Genomic DNA, 15,787 nt, shown 5'->3' on the forward strand with positions numbered 1-15,787 from the left:
CCGTCGCCGTGACCGCCGTCGCCGTGACCGCCGTCGCCGTGACCGCCGTCGCCGTGACCGCCGTCACCGTGACCGCCATCGCCGTGACCGCCATCGCCGTGACCGCCATCGCCGTGACCATCGCCGCCATGGCCACCATCACCATGACCGCCGTCGCCGTGGCTACCATCACCATGACCAACGCCGCCATGACCGTCGCCATCGCCGTGCCCGTGGCCATGTCCATCGCCATGACCGTCGCCATCGCCGTGGCCGTGGCCATCGCCATGACCATCACCGTCGCCGTCGCCGTGACCATGCCCATCGCCATCGCCGTGGCCGTGGCCGTGCCCGTCGCCATGGTGCCCGTGACCGCCCGTATCTCCCCCCGTATCTCCGCCGCCAGTGTTGCCGCCGCCCGTGCCGCCGTCGCCCGGACCGCTCGATCCCGAACCGGTGCCTCCGCCCGAGTTTCCGGAGCTACCTGATGATCCGCCGCCCGCGTTCGTGCCGCCCGCGCCCGCCGTCGCGCCCGGCCCGGCGCTCGCCGAGCCCTGACCGGCACCCGCGCCGCTGGTGCCGCCCGAAGCGCTCGAGCCGCTCGTGCCGCCGCCCGCGCTGGTTCCGGACGATCCATCGCCTCGACCGCCCCCGAGCAGAATCACGGTCGACGACTGCGTATCGACCGTCGGTTCCGTCGTCGGCGGCGCGCTCGTCATCGAGTCCGTCGCCGCAACCGTCATCACGGCGCTCAGACTGACAGGCGCGCATCCATCGGCTGTAGGGTTGGCGCAAGCCTGCGCAGTCGTTTGCGCCGACGCAAGACTCGACACGGCCGCGACGATCACGGCCACGCTGAGCTTGATCGCGGTATTCAAAGTCCATTTATTAGGATTACTCATGTTAGCCCCTTTTAGTATTTCTTCGCCACGCGTTACACGCGTCCAATGAAGCGTCCCGACGCGATGTGGGGCAAGAATGACAGCCTGTACGGAGCGTTCTGTGCGGTACGTAACCGGACGCGAGGCCGTGATCGTTTCGCGTCGTGCGAGACCGCGCAGAGAACGTTTGCGAGCGATCGGGAGAAGGGGAATGCGCTTGCCTGTCGCAGCGACATTCGTCGTGCCGGCGATCGGCCATGGCGGCCATTGCAGCCGCTCGCACTGAACATCGATAAGTCGCGACGCTACGGAAAGCGAAGGAATACCCCGACAGCGCAGCGACTCACATTGAAAGCTATATATCTATAAACAGTAGGCTATCTGTATGGAATGGCCCGCGTCAAACGCGCTGTGTGCTGTGAACCGCAAATCCAGATGACTGATGCAAGCGCAACAGCGCATCGGCATAAAAAGCGAACGCACGATCGATTACGCCCGCGGCAAGCGCATGATTTGCGAACGTCCCGAACAACATCGCAATTCTGTGAAGAGAACATATCGACTGACCAAATAATCGGCATCGAAGTTGGCGAAAATATCGACTACAGTTTTTAATTATTCATTTTTGAATCGCCTGTGCGCGCGTTGCTCGGATTCGTCGAAGTTAAGCGCACGCCCGAGGTTGCATAGAGAACGGACGATCCGCTAGCCGGTGCAGTGATGTTCATAAGAATTAGGAATACAAACTAACGGGGCGCATCGATGTGCATCCGACACATCGTATCTATCAACCGGAGGGTGCCATGCAAAAAGGGAAACGAGTCGCCTGCATCGAGGCGACGGCGATTGTCGCACTTTCGATGGTTCAGGCAGCCGTTGCGCATGCGGAGGATGAAGTCGTCGTGAATACGAATCCGGCTGCGTCGCGCATTGCGCTGGCGGATGTGCTGAACGTCAAGCCGGTCGTCAACGTGCTGCTTCCGCCGGACACATCCGCGATCATGCCGAGCACCGATGCGGGACCGTACGCGCCGGGCGTGATGACGCCGGATGGCATCGTGAGCCAGGCGCAGGCGAGAGCATATGGCAGTTTCGGCATTCCTTATACGAGTGGCCGCGTGCAGGACGGCAACCAGAGCGCGGGCGGCACCACGACCGCGAATTACCTGAGCACGACGTATCCGTATCGGACGATCGGCAGACTCACTTTCTCCGCCGGATATTGCACGGCGAGCCTGATCCGCAGAAGCGTCCTCGTCACGGCGGCGCACTGCATCCAGACGTTCGGAAGCGGAAACTCGCTCTTCTCGAACTGGCAGTTCATCCCCGGCTACTATGGCGCTTCCGGCGCCACGTCCGCGCAGATCGCGCCTTATGGCACATGGACCTGGGGCGGCCTCGTGCGGCCGTCGTCATGGGCGAACGGTACCGATACCGGATCGGGCTCCGCGCGCAACAACGATATCGCGGTGATCGCGGTGGCCAAGAACTCGTCGAACCAGTTCATCGGCGATATCGTGGGCTATCTGAACTATGGATGGAACAACTATTCCTTCGTATCGTCATCCAAAACCGGCAATCTCCAGACGGCGGCCGTCACGACGCTGGGTTATCCCGCGCTGCTCGATGGCGGTGCGATCATGCAGCGCACCGACGGCCCGACCTATACGACGACAGTCAGCGGCGCATCGCAGCTCTGGCAGGGCAGCAACCTCACGGGCGGCGCGAGCGGCGGTCCGTGGATCGTCAACTTCAGGGCGCGCGATGCCGCTCTGTCCGGCGGCGCCGTCGCGGGCAGTTCGCCGAATCTCGCGATCATCGGCGTGACCTCGTGGGGCTCGTCCGATCCGAACGCGCCCAAGGACAACTACGCGTCGCAGTTCCGTCAGAACGCGCAGTATCCGAACGCGAGCTACGGGAACTACGGATCGGGCAACATCGCGTCGCTGCTGAACACGCTGTGCAGCTCCGCGGCGCCGGGCGGCGGCACGTTCGCGTCGCAGGGATATTGCAACTAGCGTGCGCCTCGGCGATCCGCTGCTTCGAACGGACAGCGGATCGCCGGATTCAACTTCCGATGACAGGAGCAAGCGATGCGATGGCTCACAGTGACATCGTCGGTCGTTGGCGCATTGCTATGGAGCGCGGCGGTGATCGCACAGCCATTGACCATCGACGCGTTGCAGGGCAACTGGATGATGACCGCGCCGTCGACGGATGAACGCGCGCTGCCGAGGTTCACCATCGACGGTCAATCGATCCAGGGTTTCGACGGCTGCAACGAGTTCTCCGGCCGTCTCGATCAGCCGGGAAGCATCGGTTCGACACGGCGCGGCTGCCCCGGACAAACGCTGCGGCTGCCGTTCGATCTGAGCGATCCCATGCCGCGGCTCACATCCGGCAAGATCGAAAAAGGTAAACTGACCTTGCCCGCGGATGGACCTTTCCCCGAAACGTCGTTCAGAAAGGGTTCGTGAAGACGAGCCATGCCAAAGCCAGGAATCTGGCCTCGGTCCCATCATGGCATGCGCGGGCATGCGTTCCTGCATTGCCCCGATCACTCGCTATGTCCTCCATGTCTTCGCCTCCACTGCTCGATGAGACACTGCGGCTCGTTGCGCGCCGCTATCGCTTGCCTCCGCTCGCCGACGCGATGTCCCGCATGCAGGAGGCCAGTGCGTCGACGACGCTCGCGCTCGCGATCGAAGCGGCTCGCAGCGCGATCGAACGCGGCTCGGCGCCCGATTCAACGTCGAAGCGTCTCTTCATCGAAGCGCTCGCGCGCCTGATTCATGACGCGATGCGCACCGAAGCGGGCGATCCCGTATTTCAGGCCATGGTGCTGCGCCATCACGCGGCACAGGTGCGCGAGTATGCGTCGGTGTCCGCGCATGAAACGCAGGATCGCCGTGCCGTTCGTGTGGCCGTCGATTCGATCGCGCATCCGCGCAAGCAGGAGCGCATCGAGCACGCTTCGCAACGGGAGGCGCTTGCCCGGCTGCATGCTGCGGGATCATCCGAATCGGCGTCAGGTCTCTTCGATACAGTGCGATCGCTTCTGGATATGCCCGAGATCGCGAACGATTCATCGCTGGGGCGCGGCTTGACGCAACTGCGCGACAGCGCCGCGCTGGAGCGCTTGCGGCGTCTCGAAGCACTGGAGACGGAAGAAACCGTGCGCGAATACCGATCGCTGTGGGACCGGAGCGGTCCACGTCCAGGAAGCGAAACGGCTGTTGCGCGGGGCGTCGAAGCGAAGCGGCGTGGCGCGGCGATGGAAGCATCGGCCGCGCGCGCGCTCGAAGCGCTGGCGCTACGGCTCGAAGAAGCGCAAGGACAGGCCGCGTCGTATCGGGTAGTGACCTCGATGCGCGTGCCCGCTTCGATCCCCGGCAGTCACGCACGCGCCAAGACCGAATGGGATGCAGTACTGTTGCGAAGCGCACAGACGTCCGATGCCGAGCTAGTGTGGGACGTTTGCCTGTTCGTCGAAGCAAAGGCTTCCGTCGATGCCGCGACGACGGACTTCGCGCGGCTATTGCGCGGATTGCGCCTGCTCGCGCACGCCGAAGCGCATATCGACTACTCGTTCGATACGCAGCAGGGGACGTTCCTCATTCGCGGCGCCTCGCTGAGCGCGCTGCGCACCGACGAGGCCGCGCTCGAACGAACAGTGCTGTATTGCTGCGATGCGCCCGTCGAACGCGCGCCGCGTCTGCTGAGCGCCGCTGGCCGAATGCAGCTCCTGTCCACGCCGGCGAGCCTCGAATTCGCGTGCACGCTCATGAATGAGCAACACGCAGCTAATCGGGACCTTGAACCGGTCTGGGATGCATTGCTCGAATCGCCACAATGGGCCGCCGTGCTCAATCAATATCCGATGCTGTGCCAGGTGCGCGAATTGATGGTTCATCCGGAAGACTTACTGTGTGCGATAGCCGGTTGACAACCACTCACACATCTGTTGTTTTGGGCAAGCCGTGCTTCGTGCTGTGAAACAGGCGCCTCGAAAGCTTCGCTTGCTCTCTGGCGAATCTCGTCGCGTGAAGACAATACACTTGCTTCGACCGCCAATGTCGCCGGCGCAGCTTCGCTCATGGCATGGCGGATGCTAGCATGACAATTCTGCATATAGCGCTGCTTCCCAAGCCTGTCGCCGCGTCATAGACTGTGAGCCGGTAAGTGCACTTCGCTCGAGGATTCCTTCATACGTTTGATAAGGAATTTTCGGGCAGCGTGCACGGCGCGCCCTGCCGCGCCGCTGTGGAGACAATGGCAAGGGGCGCGGCATCGCACCGGACCCATGAAGATACTCATTGCGAACACTCTCTACTATCCCGATGAGCCCGGCGGGGCGGAAGTATCGACGCGACTGCTTGCGGAAGGACTGGTCAAGGCGGGCATGGAGGTCTGCGTAGTCTGCGCGACGGGGACGGGTGCCGACCGCGTGGAAGACGTGAACGGTGTGAAGGTGTATCGCCTTCGCTCGGTCAATCTCTACTGGCCGCATTCGCGAGAGAAGCGCGGACGTGTCGCCAGACTCATCTGGCATGTCATCGACGTGCATAACGTCGTCATGTCGCGCAAGCTGTCCAGCATCATCGCGCGGGAGAAGCCGGACGTTCTCAGCACGAGCAATCTGTCCTGCTTGTCCATCGATATCTGGCGCCTCGCGAACAATGCCGGCGTGCCCGTCGTGCATACCATGCGCGACTATTATCTGCTGTGCCCGACCGCGATCATGTGCTCGCATGGCAAGCCGTGCGAGCGGCAGTGCGGCGTCTGCGCGCTGTATGCGGAGCCGAAGCGGGTGGGGTCGGCGCGCGTCGCGGTCGCCGTGGGCGTGAGCCAGTACGTGTTGCAAAAACATCTGGATAAAAACTATTTTCCGCGTGCGGCACGCACGACGGTCATCCACAATTGCTGCGAGCCGTTCGACGGCCCGACGGCGCCGCAACGCACGCGCCGCTATGAAGGCGGACCGGTGCGGCTCGGCTTGCTCGGGCGCGTGGCGCCCGAGAAGGGAATCGAGATTCTGCTCGAACAACTGCTCGCGGACGATACCTTGCAATGGACACTCGCCGTCGGCGGTGCGGGCGATGCGGACTACCTCAGTTCGCTCAAGGCAAAGTATGACGATCCGCGCGTCGAATATCTCGGGCATGTGAAGTCCAGCGAGTTCTTCAACAGCATCGATATTCTGGTGGTGCCGTCGCTCTGGAGCGAACCGTTCGGTCGCGTGACCGTGGAAGCGTATTCCTATGGCCTGCCGGTCGTCGCCGCGAATACCGGCGGCATTCCTGAAATCGTCGAACCGCGCACGAATCTCGTGTTCGATATCGCGCGGCCCGAGACGATCATCGGCAAGCTGCATGAGGCGGTCGCGCTGCTCGAAGATCCGCGTATCCATGACCGTCTGCGCGAGCATGCCGGACGCTTCACTCGCGATGCAATGGTCGATTCCTATCTCGATCTCTACGAAGGCGTGCTGGGCGATGCGCCGATCAAGGGCGCGCTTTGCTGATTCATGCCCCGATGCACTCATGACATTCGCGCAAGACTGAAGCCGCATTCATGCGGCTTCGTCGAGCGCAAGGTCAGTGTTGCGGCGCGCCGTCCCAGGCGGGCAGCGTCGCGCCGTGATAAACGGACAGAATCGCCGATGCGACGTTCGCCTGCTGATAGCTGTCGACGAGCGTCTTCACCCACGGCGCCTGGGCATCCTTCGCATTGACGGCGATGAAGTTGCGATACGGATTGCCCTGCACCTTCTCCTGCGCGATGCGTTCCTGCGGAATCCTGATCCCCGCCTTGATCGCCCAGTCGGTGTTGACGACGGCCGCATCGAGATCGCCGATCGCGCGCCCGACGATGCCCGCATCGAGCTCCTTGATCTGAACGTGTTTCGGGTTGTCGGCGATGTCGCGCGCGGTCGGCAGCAGGCCGGCGCCTTCGCGCAGCTTGATCACGCCATTCGCCTGCAACAGCAGTAGCGCGCGGCCTTCGTTGCTCGGATCGTTGGGCACGCCGATCGCGGCGTTCTGCGGCAGTTCGGCGACCGATTTCACCTTGCGAGAATAAAGGCCGATGGGCTGCACATAGGTAAAGCCCACGGGCACGATGTTGTAATGGCGCGCCTGGATCTGCGCGTCGAGATAGGGCTTGTGCTGAAACGAGTTGGCGTCGAGATCGTGTTGCGCGAGCGCCTCGTTCGGCTGCGTGTAGTCGGCGAAGGTCGTGACCTTGACGGTGATGCCGTGCCTCGCCGCGTTGGCCGCGACCGCGCGCCAGACATCCTCGTCCTCGCCGGACATGATGCCGACGCGAACCGTCTGACCTGCCGCCTGCACCGGTTGCAGACTTGCCGCGCCCCATGCGAGCAGAACCGAGAGAAGCGCGGATTTGAATGGCGTAGAGATCTTCATGAATGCGGACGTCGTCGGTTAAAGGAGATGTGATGCTAGAGGCGCGGATACGGCGCGACAAATAATATCGAGCGCTATAGATATGCTCGCACTCAAGTTCCGCCGCGCGATGCCGTTACTTCGGCATACAGCCGAACCCGAAAGGAACCGGATCCGAAACCCTTTTATCGACTTGCGGCGCGCGCAAGTCATCACATCGACATGAAACTCGTAGTCGCCCTATCTGCACTTTCGATCGTCATCGCCGGATGCGGCGGAGGCGGATCGGATAGCAATCCGGCCACGCCGCCGGCGCCCGTTGCAAATGCCGCTCAAGGCCTCTATGCGGGAACCGATGCGAACAGCAACGCCGTGGGCGGAGCAGTGCTCGACACGGGTGCGTTCTATTTCGTGTACGCCAACACGAACACCAACGCATCGGGGCTGGTGCAAGGCACGGCTTCCGCATCTCACGGGACTTTTCAGTCCGACGATGCGCGCACGTTCGATATCAGCGGCAAAGGCGCGAGCGATACACCGATCCTCTCGGGTTACAACGAGAAGAACAGCCTTCAGGGCGCGATCTACACGAGCGCGGCGAAGCAGAACAGCATCAGGTTCAACGTCCTCTATGACGGCACATACGAGCAGCCGATCTCGCTGTCGACGATCGCCGGGACATACTCGGGCTCGGCCGGATCGACGAAGGGCGGGGAGGCTGCGACCTTCGCCATCGGTCAGGACGGCGCGATCAGGGGCGCGGGGCTGAGCGGCTGCACGTTCGGCGGCACGGCAAGCCCGCACGGAAACAAGAATGTGCTCGATGCATCGATCACCTTCGGACCGGCACCGTGCGTCTACCCCGGCGCGACGCTGACGGGCGTCGTATTCTTCAGCAGTAACCAGGTCGTGGCGGCGTTGACGCTGCCCGACCGTTCGGATGCGTTCGTCGTCGCCGCTTCCAAATAAGCCGCGCCCGCACGATCCAGTCTTCAGGCCCGGTACGGCGCATGCCCGCCGTACCCGCCGTCTCCCCCTCCCGCGCCCGTCCGTCATCGCCCCTCCCGTCGCGAGAGGGGCTTAAACCGCCCCCCTTCCGTATTCTCTCTGCGGGACTTCATTGCGCTGCCGCACTCGTATGCCGTGCGGCGGAGCGTGAGGATCGCCGATCGGCTCGCCATCGCGAGCATCGGCACATCGAACACCAGGCGGTTGCGCGAACCGTTCGCGCCTGATCGCTGCAACGGAACGCAAGAGCATGAGCATCATCGGATACAGCGTCGCGACGATCGACGAGTTCGTCGGGCAGGAATTGGGCGTGTCGGAATGGGTGATCGTCGATCAGGCGCGCATCGACGCCTTCGCGCAGTGCACCGGCGACACGCAATGGATTCACTTGAACGAGGAGCGCGCGAAGCGCGAAAGCCCTTTCGGCGGCACGATCGCGCATGGTTATCTGACGCTTTCGCTGCTGGCGACGCTCGCGATCGAAGTGGGCCTCATCCCGTCGGATGCGTCCGCCGGCCTGAACTACGGCCTCGACAAGGTGCGCTTCATGGCGCCCGTGCGATCCGGCGCGCGCGTGCGCAGCCGCGTCGTGCTGACGTCCGTCGAGCGGAAGAGCGGCGGCCGCATCCTCGTCAAGACGGATAACGAGCTGCAGGTCGAAGGCGAGGAGAAGCCCGCGCTGATCGCGCAGACGCTCGCGATGATCATGGTGTGACGATCATGCGGACGGAGAAGTCGAACATGAAGAAGGAGAAGGAGATGGCAGCGAACACGAGCAGCGAGAAAGACGACATCACGGCCGGTGCAACCGAGGGCATGCTCGGACCCAATCCGTTCGTCGGGCTGCGCCCCATCGATATGCTCGCCGCTGCCGGACAGATCGGCGCCCAGGCGATGCTGCATCCCACGCTGGTGCTGAAGCAGACCGCGGCGCTCGCGCGCGACCTGACGTCGGCGATCAGCGGCAAGGACGCACCGTCGCCGCAGAAAGGCGACAAACGTTTCGCCGATGAGGCTTGGCGCGATCAGCCGCTCTATCGCACGACGATGCACGGCTATCTGGCCTGGCGCAACGCGCTCGCCGGATTCGTCGAGCACTCGGCGCTCGACGACAGGAGCAAGGAACGCGCTCAGTTCGTGATGTCGCTCATGACGGATGCGCTCGCGCCGACCAACACGCTCGCGGGCAATCCCGCCGCGTTGAAGAAGCTCGTGAAGACGCGCGGCGCGAGTGCCGTTGCCGGCATGAAGAATCTGCTGACGGATTCGCTCGGCAACAAGGGCATGCCCTCGCAGGTCGACAAGCGCGCGTTTCGCGTCGGCGGCAATCTCGGCACGTCGGCGGGCGCGGTCGTGTTCCGCAACGAGGTGCTCGAACTGATCCAGTACGCGCCGGCGACGCCGAACGTGCACGCGCGCCCGCAGCTGATCGTGCCGCCGCAGGTCAACAAGTACTATATCTTCGATCTGTCGCCGGGCAAGAGCATCGTCGAGTATCTGGTGAAGAGCGAGTTCCAGGTATTCGCCGTGAGCTGGCGCAATCCGACCAAGGCACATCGCGATTGGGATATGGACACCTATGTCGCCGCGCTGATCGAAGCGATCGAAGCGGTGCGCGACATCACCGGCAGCGATGACGTGAACCTGCACGGCGCATGCTCCGGCGCAATGACGATATCGGCGCTGCTCGGCCATCTGGCGAGCCGTGGCGAGAAGACCGTCAATGCGGCCACGCTGATGGTGGCGGTGCTCGACAATACGTCGCCGTCGCAGCTCGGGCTTTTCACGACGCCCGAGGCCATCGAGATGGCCAAGCGGAACAGCAACACCAAGGGCGTGCTGGCAGGCGACGAAATGGGGCGCGTGTTCGCCTGGATGCGGCCCAACGATCTCGTGTGGAGCTTCTGGGTCAACAACTATCTGATGGGCGAGGCGCCTCCGGCCTTCGACATTCTCTACTGGAACAACGACACGACACGCCTGCCCGCGAAGCTGCACGGCCAGTTGCTCGACATCTTCACGGGCAATCTGTTCAGCAAGCCCGGCGCGCTGAATGTCCTCGGCACGCCGGTCGATCTGTCCAAAGTTACGTGCGATACCTACGTGATGGCGGGCATGACCGATCACATCACGCCGTGGAAAGGTGTCTACAACACCGCGCGCGCATTCGGCGGCAACACGCGATACGTGCTCAGTTCGAGCGGCCATATCCAGAGCCTGATCAATCCGCCGGGCAATGCGAAGGCGCAGTTCTTCCATAAGGCGGAGTTGCCCGAAGACGCCGAGGCATGGCTCTCCGGCGCGAAACCCGAAGCAGGTTCATGGTGGAACGACTGGCGTGCGTGGCTCGCCGAACGCTCGGGCGAATTGCGCGCCGCGCCCAAGGCGCTCGGCAGCAAGCGGCATAAATCATTGGCCGAGGCACCGGGAACCTACGTGCTCGAAGCCTGAGCCGCAGCGGAGTTTCATCAGGTGCGATGAGTTCAGCGCGACGCCGCGACACGACGGGCGACGCGGCCTCGCGAGCATGCAAGTTGCCGCCCGCCCGGCGCGGCGTTCCATCGACATTTACATGGGACAAGAACGATGAAAACGATGCGCACATTGGATATACAGACCGTCGCCATGGACGGCCAGCTGCTTCGCGTCGGCATATGGCGCGGCAGCGATGCATCGCCGCCGCTCGTCATCTTCAACGGCATCGGCGCCAATCTCGAACTGGTTCAGCCCTTCGCCGACGCACTCGGTGACGTGGAAGTCGTGATTTTCGATATTCCCGGCGTCGGCGGATCGCCCGCGCCGCTCGTGCCGTATCGCTTCTCCACGCTGGCGGTGTTGACCGACAAGCTGCTCGCTAAGCTCGGCTATGCCGGGCCGGTGGACGTGCTCGGCGTTTCGTGGGGCGGCGCGCTCGCGCAGCAGTTCGCGTATCTGTATCCGTATCGATGCCGGCGCCTCGTGCTGGCTGCGACGTCGCCGGGCGTCATCATGGTGCCGGGCCGGCTTTCCGTGCTGTCGAAGCTGGTTGGCGCGCGCCGCTATCGGGACCCCGATTATCTGCGTGAAGTGGGCGCGGAAATCTATGGCGGCGCGTACCGGAACGATCCTGACCTGCTCGAAGAGCATGGCCGTCATATTCAGGCGCCGGGCGGCCGTGGCTATCTTTATCAACTGCTGGCCACGTGCGGATGGAGCAGCCTGCTGTGGCTCGGCGCGCTGCGTCAGCAGACGCTCGTCATGCACGGCGACGATGATCCCATCGTCCCGCTCGTCAACGCGAAAATTCTCGCAGGCCGTATCCGTCAGGCGACGCTTCACGTCATCGAGGACGGCCATCTCTTCCTGATCACGCGAACGAGCGAAGTCGGTCCGCTGGTGCGCGACTTCCTGCGCGGCGCGTAGTTCGGACCAAAAAAGCGGACGTAAAAAAACCGGCTCCCGCCGTGTTCGAGATGAACACGGACGGGAGCCGGACGCAAGTCCGCTCCCCGTCATTACTTCAGAACTGATCCTCGTCGAGCGCGAGCACGCCCTGATCGCTCTTCGCGCTGACGATCGATGCCTCCAGCGCAACGGCCTGCGGCAGCACGTGATCCGCGAAGAAATGCGCGGTCGCGATCTTCGCGCCGTAGAACGCGGGATCGTCGGCGCGTTTCGTGTGCGCGACGATCAGCGCGCGCGCCATTTGCCAGCCCGACAACACGATGCCCGCGAGCTTCAGATACGCGACGCTGCCCGCGAACACGGCTTTCGGGTCCGCCTTCGCGTTTTGCAGCATGTACTCGACGGTGCTCGCGAGTGCGGCGCGTCCGGCCGACAGTCGGCGATGCATCGCGTCGAAGGCGGCGCCGTCATGCTGTTGGAGCGCGGCGAGCGTTTCGTCGATCTCGGCGAGAATCGCGCGGGCGGCGGCACCGCCGTCGCGGAGCGTCTTGCGGCCGATCAGATCGTTGGCCTGGATCGCGGTCGTGCCTTCATAGATCGTCAGGATGCGTGCATCGCGGTAGTGCTGCGCCGCGCCCGTCTCCTCGATGAAGCCCATGCCGCCGTGCACCTGCACGCCGAGGCTCGTGACGTCGATCGACATTTCCGTGCTCCAGCCCTTCACGACCGGCACGAGGTATTCGTAGATGGCCGCATGATGCGCGCGCGTGTCGGCGTCGGCCGCGCGATGCGCGATGTCCGAATGCGCCGCCGCGACATAGGCGAGCGCGCGGGCGCCTTCGGTCAGCGCGCGCATCGTCGCGAGCATGCGGCGCACATCCGGATGCTGAATGATGGCGACGGACCCCTTCGCGGAACCATCGACGGGACGGCTTTGCACGCGATCCTTCGCGTAGGCGGCGGCCTGCTGATAGGCGCGATCCGACACCGCGATGCCCTGCACGCCGACCGCGAAGCGCGCTGCGTTCATCATGATGAACATGTATTCGACGCCGCGATTCTCCTCGCCGATCAGATAGCCGGTCGCGCCGCCCTGATCGCCGTATTGCAGCACGGCGGTCGGGCTCGCCTTGATGCCGAGCTTGTGTTCGATCGATACGCAATGCACGTCGTTGCGCGCGCCGAGCGAGCCGTCGTCGTTCACCATGAACTTCGGCACGAGAAAGAGCGAGATGCCTTTCACGCCCTCGGGTGCGCCCGGCGTGCGCGCCAGCACGAGATGGACGATGTTCTCCGCCATGTCGTGCTCGCCGTAGGTGATGAAGATCTTCGTGCCGAACACCTTGTACGTGCCGTCGCCCTGCGGTTCCGCCCGCGAGCGCACCAGCGCGAGATCGGAACCGGCCTGCGGCTCCGTGAGGTTCATCGTGCCGGTCCATTGGCCGGAGATGAGCTTCGGCAGGTAGCGCTGTTTGAGTTCGTCGGAACCGGCGGTCAGGAGCGCTTCGATCGCGCCGTCGGTCAGGAGCGGGCAGAGCGCGAACGACATGTTCGCGGCGTTCAGCATCTCGATGCACGGCGTGGCGATGAGCTTCGGTAGTTCCTGCCCGCCGAACTCGGCCGGATGCACGACGCCTTGCCAGCCGCCTTCGCCGTATTGACGGAACGCTTCCTTGAAACCGGGCGTCGTGGTGACTTCGCCGTCGTGCCACTCGCTCGGATGCTGATCGCCCTGCGCGTTGAGCGGGGCCAGAATTTCGCCGTTGAACTTCGCGGCCTCGTCGAGGACGGCCTGGGCGGTTTCGAGCGTGGCATCCTCGAAACCCGGCAACGCGGCAACTTCCGCGATGTCGGCGAGTTCATCGATCACGAACAACATGTCCTTCAGCGGCGCGGTATAGCTCAATTTGTCTCTCCGGATGAATAAGGTGTGCGCGCCGTGGCAGCGGTCGAGAGAGCTTGCCGGTGCGCGCGCCGTACTCCGATGAAGCGTTGTTTCCCCATTCGGAGCGTCTCGAACCCGATCATAGGACGGGGCCGTTGCGGGACGCGCCTCCCGCGGCGGGAGGGTGCGTGCGGCCGATGCGCCGGAGACATCGTCCCTTGTTGACGCAAATCAACGGCGCGCGGGGCGGACAAGGTATCTTGGACACGCGCGAGGCCACGGCTTCTGCGGTTGCGCCGCAGGGCAGTGCGCCCGAATACCGATGATTCAACCGCCTGGAGATCATGATGCAAGCACGCGATGTAATGACCACTTCCGTAATTTCCGTGACCCCCGAGACCACGGTTCGCGAGCTGGCGGTGCTGCTGATGCAGCATCGGATCAGCGCGGCGCCTGTCGTCGATCAGGACAAGCATGTCATCGGCGTGGTCAGCGAAGGCGACCTGCTCCATCGCGACGAGATCGATACGGAAAGGAAGACGCGCCATTCGTGGTGGCTCGGCGTGCTTTCCGACAACGGCGCGGCCGACTACATCAAGTCGCACGCGCGCACGGTCGGGGAGATCATGACCCGCGATCCCATTTGCGTCGATGAGACGGTGTCGCTCGCCGATATCGCGTCGATTCTCGAAAGCCATCACATCAAGCGCGTGCCCGTGCTGCGCGACGGGCGCCTCGTCGGCATCGTGAGCCGCGCGAATCTCGTGCAGGCGCTGGCCACGGCGCTCCTCGAAAAGCATGCCCCGAGCGCGTCGTCGAACGATGCCGAAATCCGCGCGATGCTCATGGGCGAGCTGGCGGGACGCGGCTGGGCGTTCCCCGGACGCAATATCGTCGTGCGCGACGGCGTCGTGCATCTGTGGGGCGTGGTGTGGTCGAGCGATCAGCTCGACGCCATGCGCATCGCGGCGGAGAGCATTCCGGGCGTGAAGTCGGTCGAAGATCACACGATTCCTTATCCGGTGATGCCGGGACTGTGAACCGGGTCGGCCTCGCGCGGCGCGGCACACTGACGGCCGCCGCCGCGCGAGGCGCTCAAGCATCCCGATGGGTTTCGGCGACCGCCGGCACCGCATTGGCGATCAGGCGGTACAAGCTCTCCAGACTCTCGCCTTCGAAAGTCGCCTCGCGGAACGGGTCCGAGCGGTTCTCGACCGCCGCGTCGAAATGCGCCCAGTCGGCGTCCGAGAGAAAGCGCTGCGCGGCGGGGAGAATCATCGTCTCCTCGACGCGCCTGTGATGCGCGCAAAAATCGACATACTGCTCCATCAGCGTGCGCAGCCCGGACACGGCCGCCTTGCCCTTCAGCTCGAAGCGCGTGAGCGCGTGCTCCAGACCGCGCAGGCGCGCTTCGCCTTCGATGTGCTCGCGATGCAGTTCGTCGAGCACGTCGTCGAACTCGTCGGTACGGTTTCGCAGCGCGGCGAAGAGAAAGCGGTCCTCCATCGGGTGATGGAACTGCTCCGGATATTCGCGGATGTAGTAGAGCATGGCGCGCAGCACGATGGGATCGGGCGCGGGTCCGCCTTCGCCGAGTATGCGGACGAAATCGAGCATGGCCGTCGTGACGGAGGCGAGGCGCTTGTGATCCAGACGAATGACGTGCAGGGCGGCACGTTCCGCGGCTTCGTTCATGGCGGCTCCCGATGGCAGAGATCGTCTCCATTCTTTCATCGCGCCTCGGCCAGGCGATTGATCTGGATCAGCCAGCGTGAGCGCGAACGCGGCCTCGCATTGCGTCGATCGCCCATTTCGAGGTTGCCGTTTCATGTCACGGTCGCATAAAGTGAGTGAGAAGCATCGCGCCGTTCCGTGAATCGACGTCTGTATTCGAAGCAATTCAGGGGAATTGTTTCTCTCGGTGTTGACTGGAGCAGGCAAATGAACAAGTTGCTTATAACCGGTCCCGCGACGACGATCGCGCCGACCGGCGCGCTCACCCTGGGCCGTCAAACCGACGACATGCTCGACTTCGTCGCGCCGCGTTCATCGGCCGGGACGGAGTACGGCGGCACGCACTTCGCGCATCCCTTCGACATCGACCATCTGAACGACTCGTTTCAGATCAATCATTCCGTGAAATACGTGAGCCTGGTTTTCCCGGTTGACCGAGATGCCCGATTACCGCTTGTCACGCCGCACCGATTTCTATATTCAAAGCGTATGGCAGCGGGGAGTTCCAGCGG

General features: G+C 63.6%; 13 protein-coding genes and 1 pseudogene. 11 read left to right on the plus strand and 3 right to left on the minus strand.

Annotation, left to right across the window (positions count from 1 at the left end):
• From AWB78_RS47790 to AWB78_RS30805, 5 genes are all read left to right on the plus strand, one after another.
• On the plus strand, window positions 1–467 hold a 467-nt coding region (locus AWB78_RS47790), incomplete at its 5' end, for a hypothetical protein (RefSeq protein ID WP_374729500.1).
• A 1,196-nt stretch (window positions 468–1,663) separates the two neighbouring features.
• A complete protein-coding gene (locus AWB78_RS30790) occupies window positions 1,664–2,878 on the plus strand; it encodes a trypsin-like serine peptidase (RefSeq protein ID WP_232477947.1) in 1,215 nt (404 codons plus the stop codon).
• 75 nt (window positions 2,879–2,953) lie between these two features.
• The gene (locus AWB78_RS30795; protein ID WP_062610411.1) at window positions 2,954–3,337 is read left to right on the plus strand and encodes an META domain-containing protein; all 384 of its coding nucleotides are present in this window, start codon (window positions 2,954–2,956) and stop codon (window positions 3,335–3,337) included.
• Between the two features lie 89 nt (window positions 3,338–3,426).
• Window positions 3,427–4,806 carry a hypothetical protein gene (locus tag AWB78_RS30800; protein ID WP_062610412.1) on the plus strand — a complete coding sequence of 460 codons (1,380 nt, stop codon included), beginning with the start codon at window positions 3,427–3,429 and terminating at the stop codon, window positions 4,804–4,806.
• A 357-nt stretch (window positions 4,807–5,163) separates the two neighbouring features.
• On the plus strand, window positions 5,164–6,384 hold the full coding sequence (locus AWB78_RS30805; protein ID WP_062610413.1) for a glycosyltransferase family 4 protein: 1,221 nt from the start codon (window positions 5,164–5,166) through the stop codon (window positions 6,382–6,384).
• 73 nt (window positions 6,385–6,457) lie between these two features.
• Here the strand turns inward: AWB78_RS30805 and AWB78_RS30810 are convergent, their stop codons facing one another.
• Window positions 6,458–7,285 carry a MetQ/NlpA family lipoprotein gene (locus AWB78_RS30810; protein ID WP_062610414.1) on the minus strand — a complete coding sequence of 276 codons (828 nt, stop codon included), beginning with the start codon at window positions 7,283–7,285 and terminating at the stop codon, window positions 6,458–6,460.
• A 201-nt stretch (window positions 7,286–7,486) separates the two neighbouring features.
• On the opposite strand from AWB78_RS30810, the gene AWB78_RS30815 reads away from it, so the two are divergent.
• The 4 genes from AWB78_RS30815 to phaZ all read left to right on the plus strand — a co-directional run bounded on the left by AWB78_RS30815 (window position 7,487) and on the right by phaZ (window position 11,674).
• Entirely contained in the window at window positions 7,487–8,233 is a 747-nt protein-coding gene (locus AWB78_RS30815; RefSeq protein ID WP_062610415.1) for a hypothetical protein, read from the plus strand.
• 289 nt (window positions 8,234–8,522) lie between these two features.
• On the plus strand, window positions 8,523–8,987 hold the full coding sequence (locus AWB78_RS30820; protein ID WP_062610416.1) for a MaoC family dehydratase: 465 nt from the start codon (window positions 8,523–8,525) through the stop codon (window positions 8,985–8,987).
• Between the two features lie 44 nt (window positions 8,988–9,031).
• Window positions 9,032–10,723 carry an alpha/beta fold hydrolase gene (locus tag AWB78_RS30825; RefSeq protein WP_062610462.1) on the plus strand — a complete coding sequence of 564 codons (1,692 nt, stop codon included), beginning with the start codon at window positions 9,032–9,034 and terminating at the stop codon, window positions 10,721–10,723.
• A 144-nt stretch (window positions 10,724–10,867) separates the two neighbouring features.
• Window positions 10,868–11,674 carry a poly(3-hydroxyalkanoate) depolymerase gene (phaZ, locus tag AWB78_RS30830; protein WP_374729501.1) on the plus strand — a complete coding sequence of 269 codons (807 nt, stop codon included), beginning with the start codon at window positions 10,868–10,870 and terminating at the stop codon, window positions 11,672–11,674.
• Window positions 11,675–11,771: 97 nt separating this feature from the next.
• Here the strand turns inward: phaZ and AWB78_RS30835 are convergent, their stop codons facing one another.
• A complete protein-coding gene (locus tag AWB78_RS30835) occupies window positions 11,772–13,562 on the minus strand; it encodes an acyl-CoA dehydrogenase (RefSeq protein ID WP_062610418.1) in 1,791 nt (596 codons plus the stop codon).
• A gap of 326 nt (window positions 13,563–13,888) precedes the next feature.
• Here AWB78_RS30835 and AWB78_RS30840 point away from each other — a divergent pair, with 326 nt between their 5' ends.
• On the plus strand, window positions 13,889–14,581 hold the full coding sequence (locus AWB78_RS30840) for a CBS domain-containing protein (RefSeq protein WP_062610463.1): 693 nt from the start codon (window positions 13,889–13,891) through the stop codon (window positions 14,579–14,581).
• 55 nt (window positions 14,582–14,636) lie between these two features.
• Here the strand turns inward: AWB78_RS30840 and AWB78_RS30845 are convergent, their stop codons facing one another.
• A complete protein-coding gene (locus tag AWB78_RS30845; RefSeq protein WP_062610419.1) occupies window positions 14,637–15,236 on the minus strand; it encodes a hemerythrin domain-containing protein in 600 nt (199 codons plus the stop codon).
• 294 nt (window positions 15,237–15,530) lie between these two features.
• On the opposite strand from AWB78_RS30845, the pseudogene AWB78_RS45905 reads away from it, so the two are divergent.
• Window positions 15,531–15,692 (plus strand): annotated as a pseudogene (locus AWB78_RS45905) (porin); the annotation flags it as partial.
• Window positions 15,693–15,787: the final 95 nt, after the last annotated feature.

Origin of the sequence: Caballeronia calidae (assembly GCF_900044055.2) — a bacterium.
In the GTDB taxonomy this organism is placed as follows: Bacteria; Pseudomonadota; Gammaproteobacteria; order Burkholderiales; family Burkholderiaceae; genus Caballeronia; species Caballeronia calidae.

Bases quoted from the DNA above. Each gene is read 5' to 3' on its own strand.
- AWB78_RS30790 (WP_232477947.1), top strand. From the start codon at position 1,664: ATGCAAAAAGGGAAACGAGTCGCCTGCATCGAGGCGACGGCGATTGTC.
- AWB78_RS30795 (WP_062610411.1), top strand. From the start codon at position 2,954: ATGCGATGGCTCACAGTGACATCGTCGGTCGTTGGCGCATTGCTATGG.
- AWB78_RS30800 (WP_062610412.1), top strand. From the start codon at position 3,427: ATGTCCTCCATGTCTTCGCCTCCACTGCTCGATGAGACACTGCGGCTC.
- AWB78_RS30805 (WP_062610413.1), top strand. From the start codon at position 5,164: ATGAAGATACTCATTGCGAACACTCTCTACTATCCCGATGAGCCCGGC.
- AWB78_RS30810 (WP_062610414.1), bottom strand. From the start codon at position 7,285: ATGAAGATCTCTACGCCATTCAAATCCGCGCTTCTCTCGGTTCTGCTC.
- AWB78_RS30815 (WP_062610415.1), top strand. From the start codon at position 7,487: ATGAAACTCGTAGTCGCCCTATCTGCACTTTCGATCGTCATCGCCGGA.
- AWB78_RS30820 (WP_062610416.1), top strand. From the start codon at position 8,523: ATGAGCATCATCGGATACAGCGTCGCGACGATCGACGAGTTCGTCGGG.
- AWB78_RS30825 (WP_062610462.1), top strand. From the start codon at position 9,032: ATGGCAGCGAACACGAGCAGCGAGAAAGACGACATCACGGCCGGTGCA.
- phaZ (WP_374729501.1), top strand. From the start codon at position 10,868: ATGCGCACATTGGATATACAGACCGTCGCCATGGACGGCCAGCTGCTT.
- AWB78_RS30840 (WP_062610463.1), top strand. From the start codon at position 13,889: ATGCAAGCACGCGATGTAATGACCACTTCCGTAATTTCCGTGACCCCC.
- AWB78_RS30845 (WP_062610419.1), bottom strand. From the start codon at position 15,236: ATGAACGAAGCCGCGGAACGTGCCGCCCTGCACGTCATTCGTCTGGAT.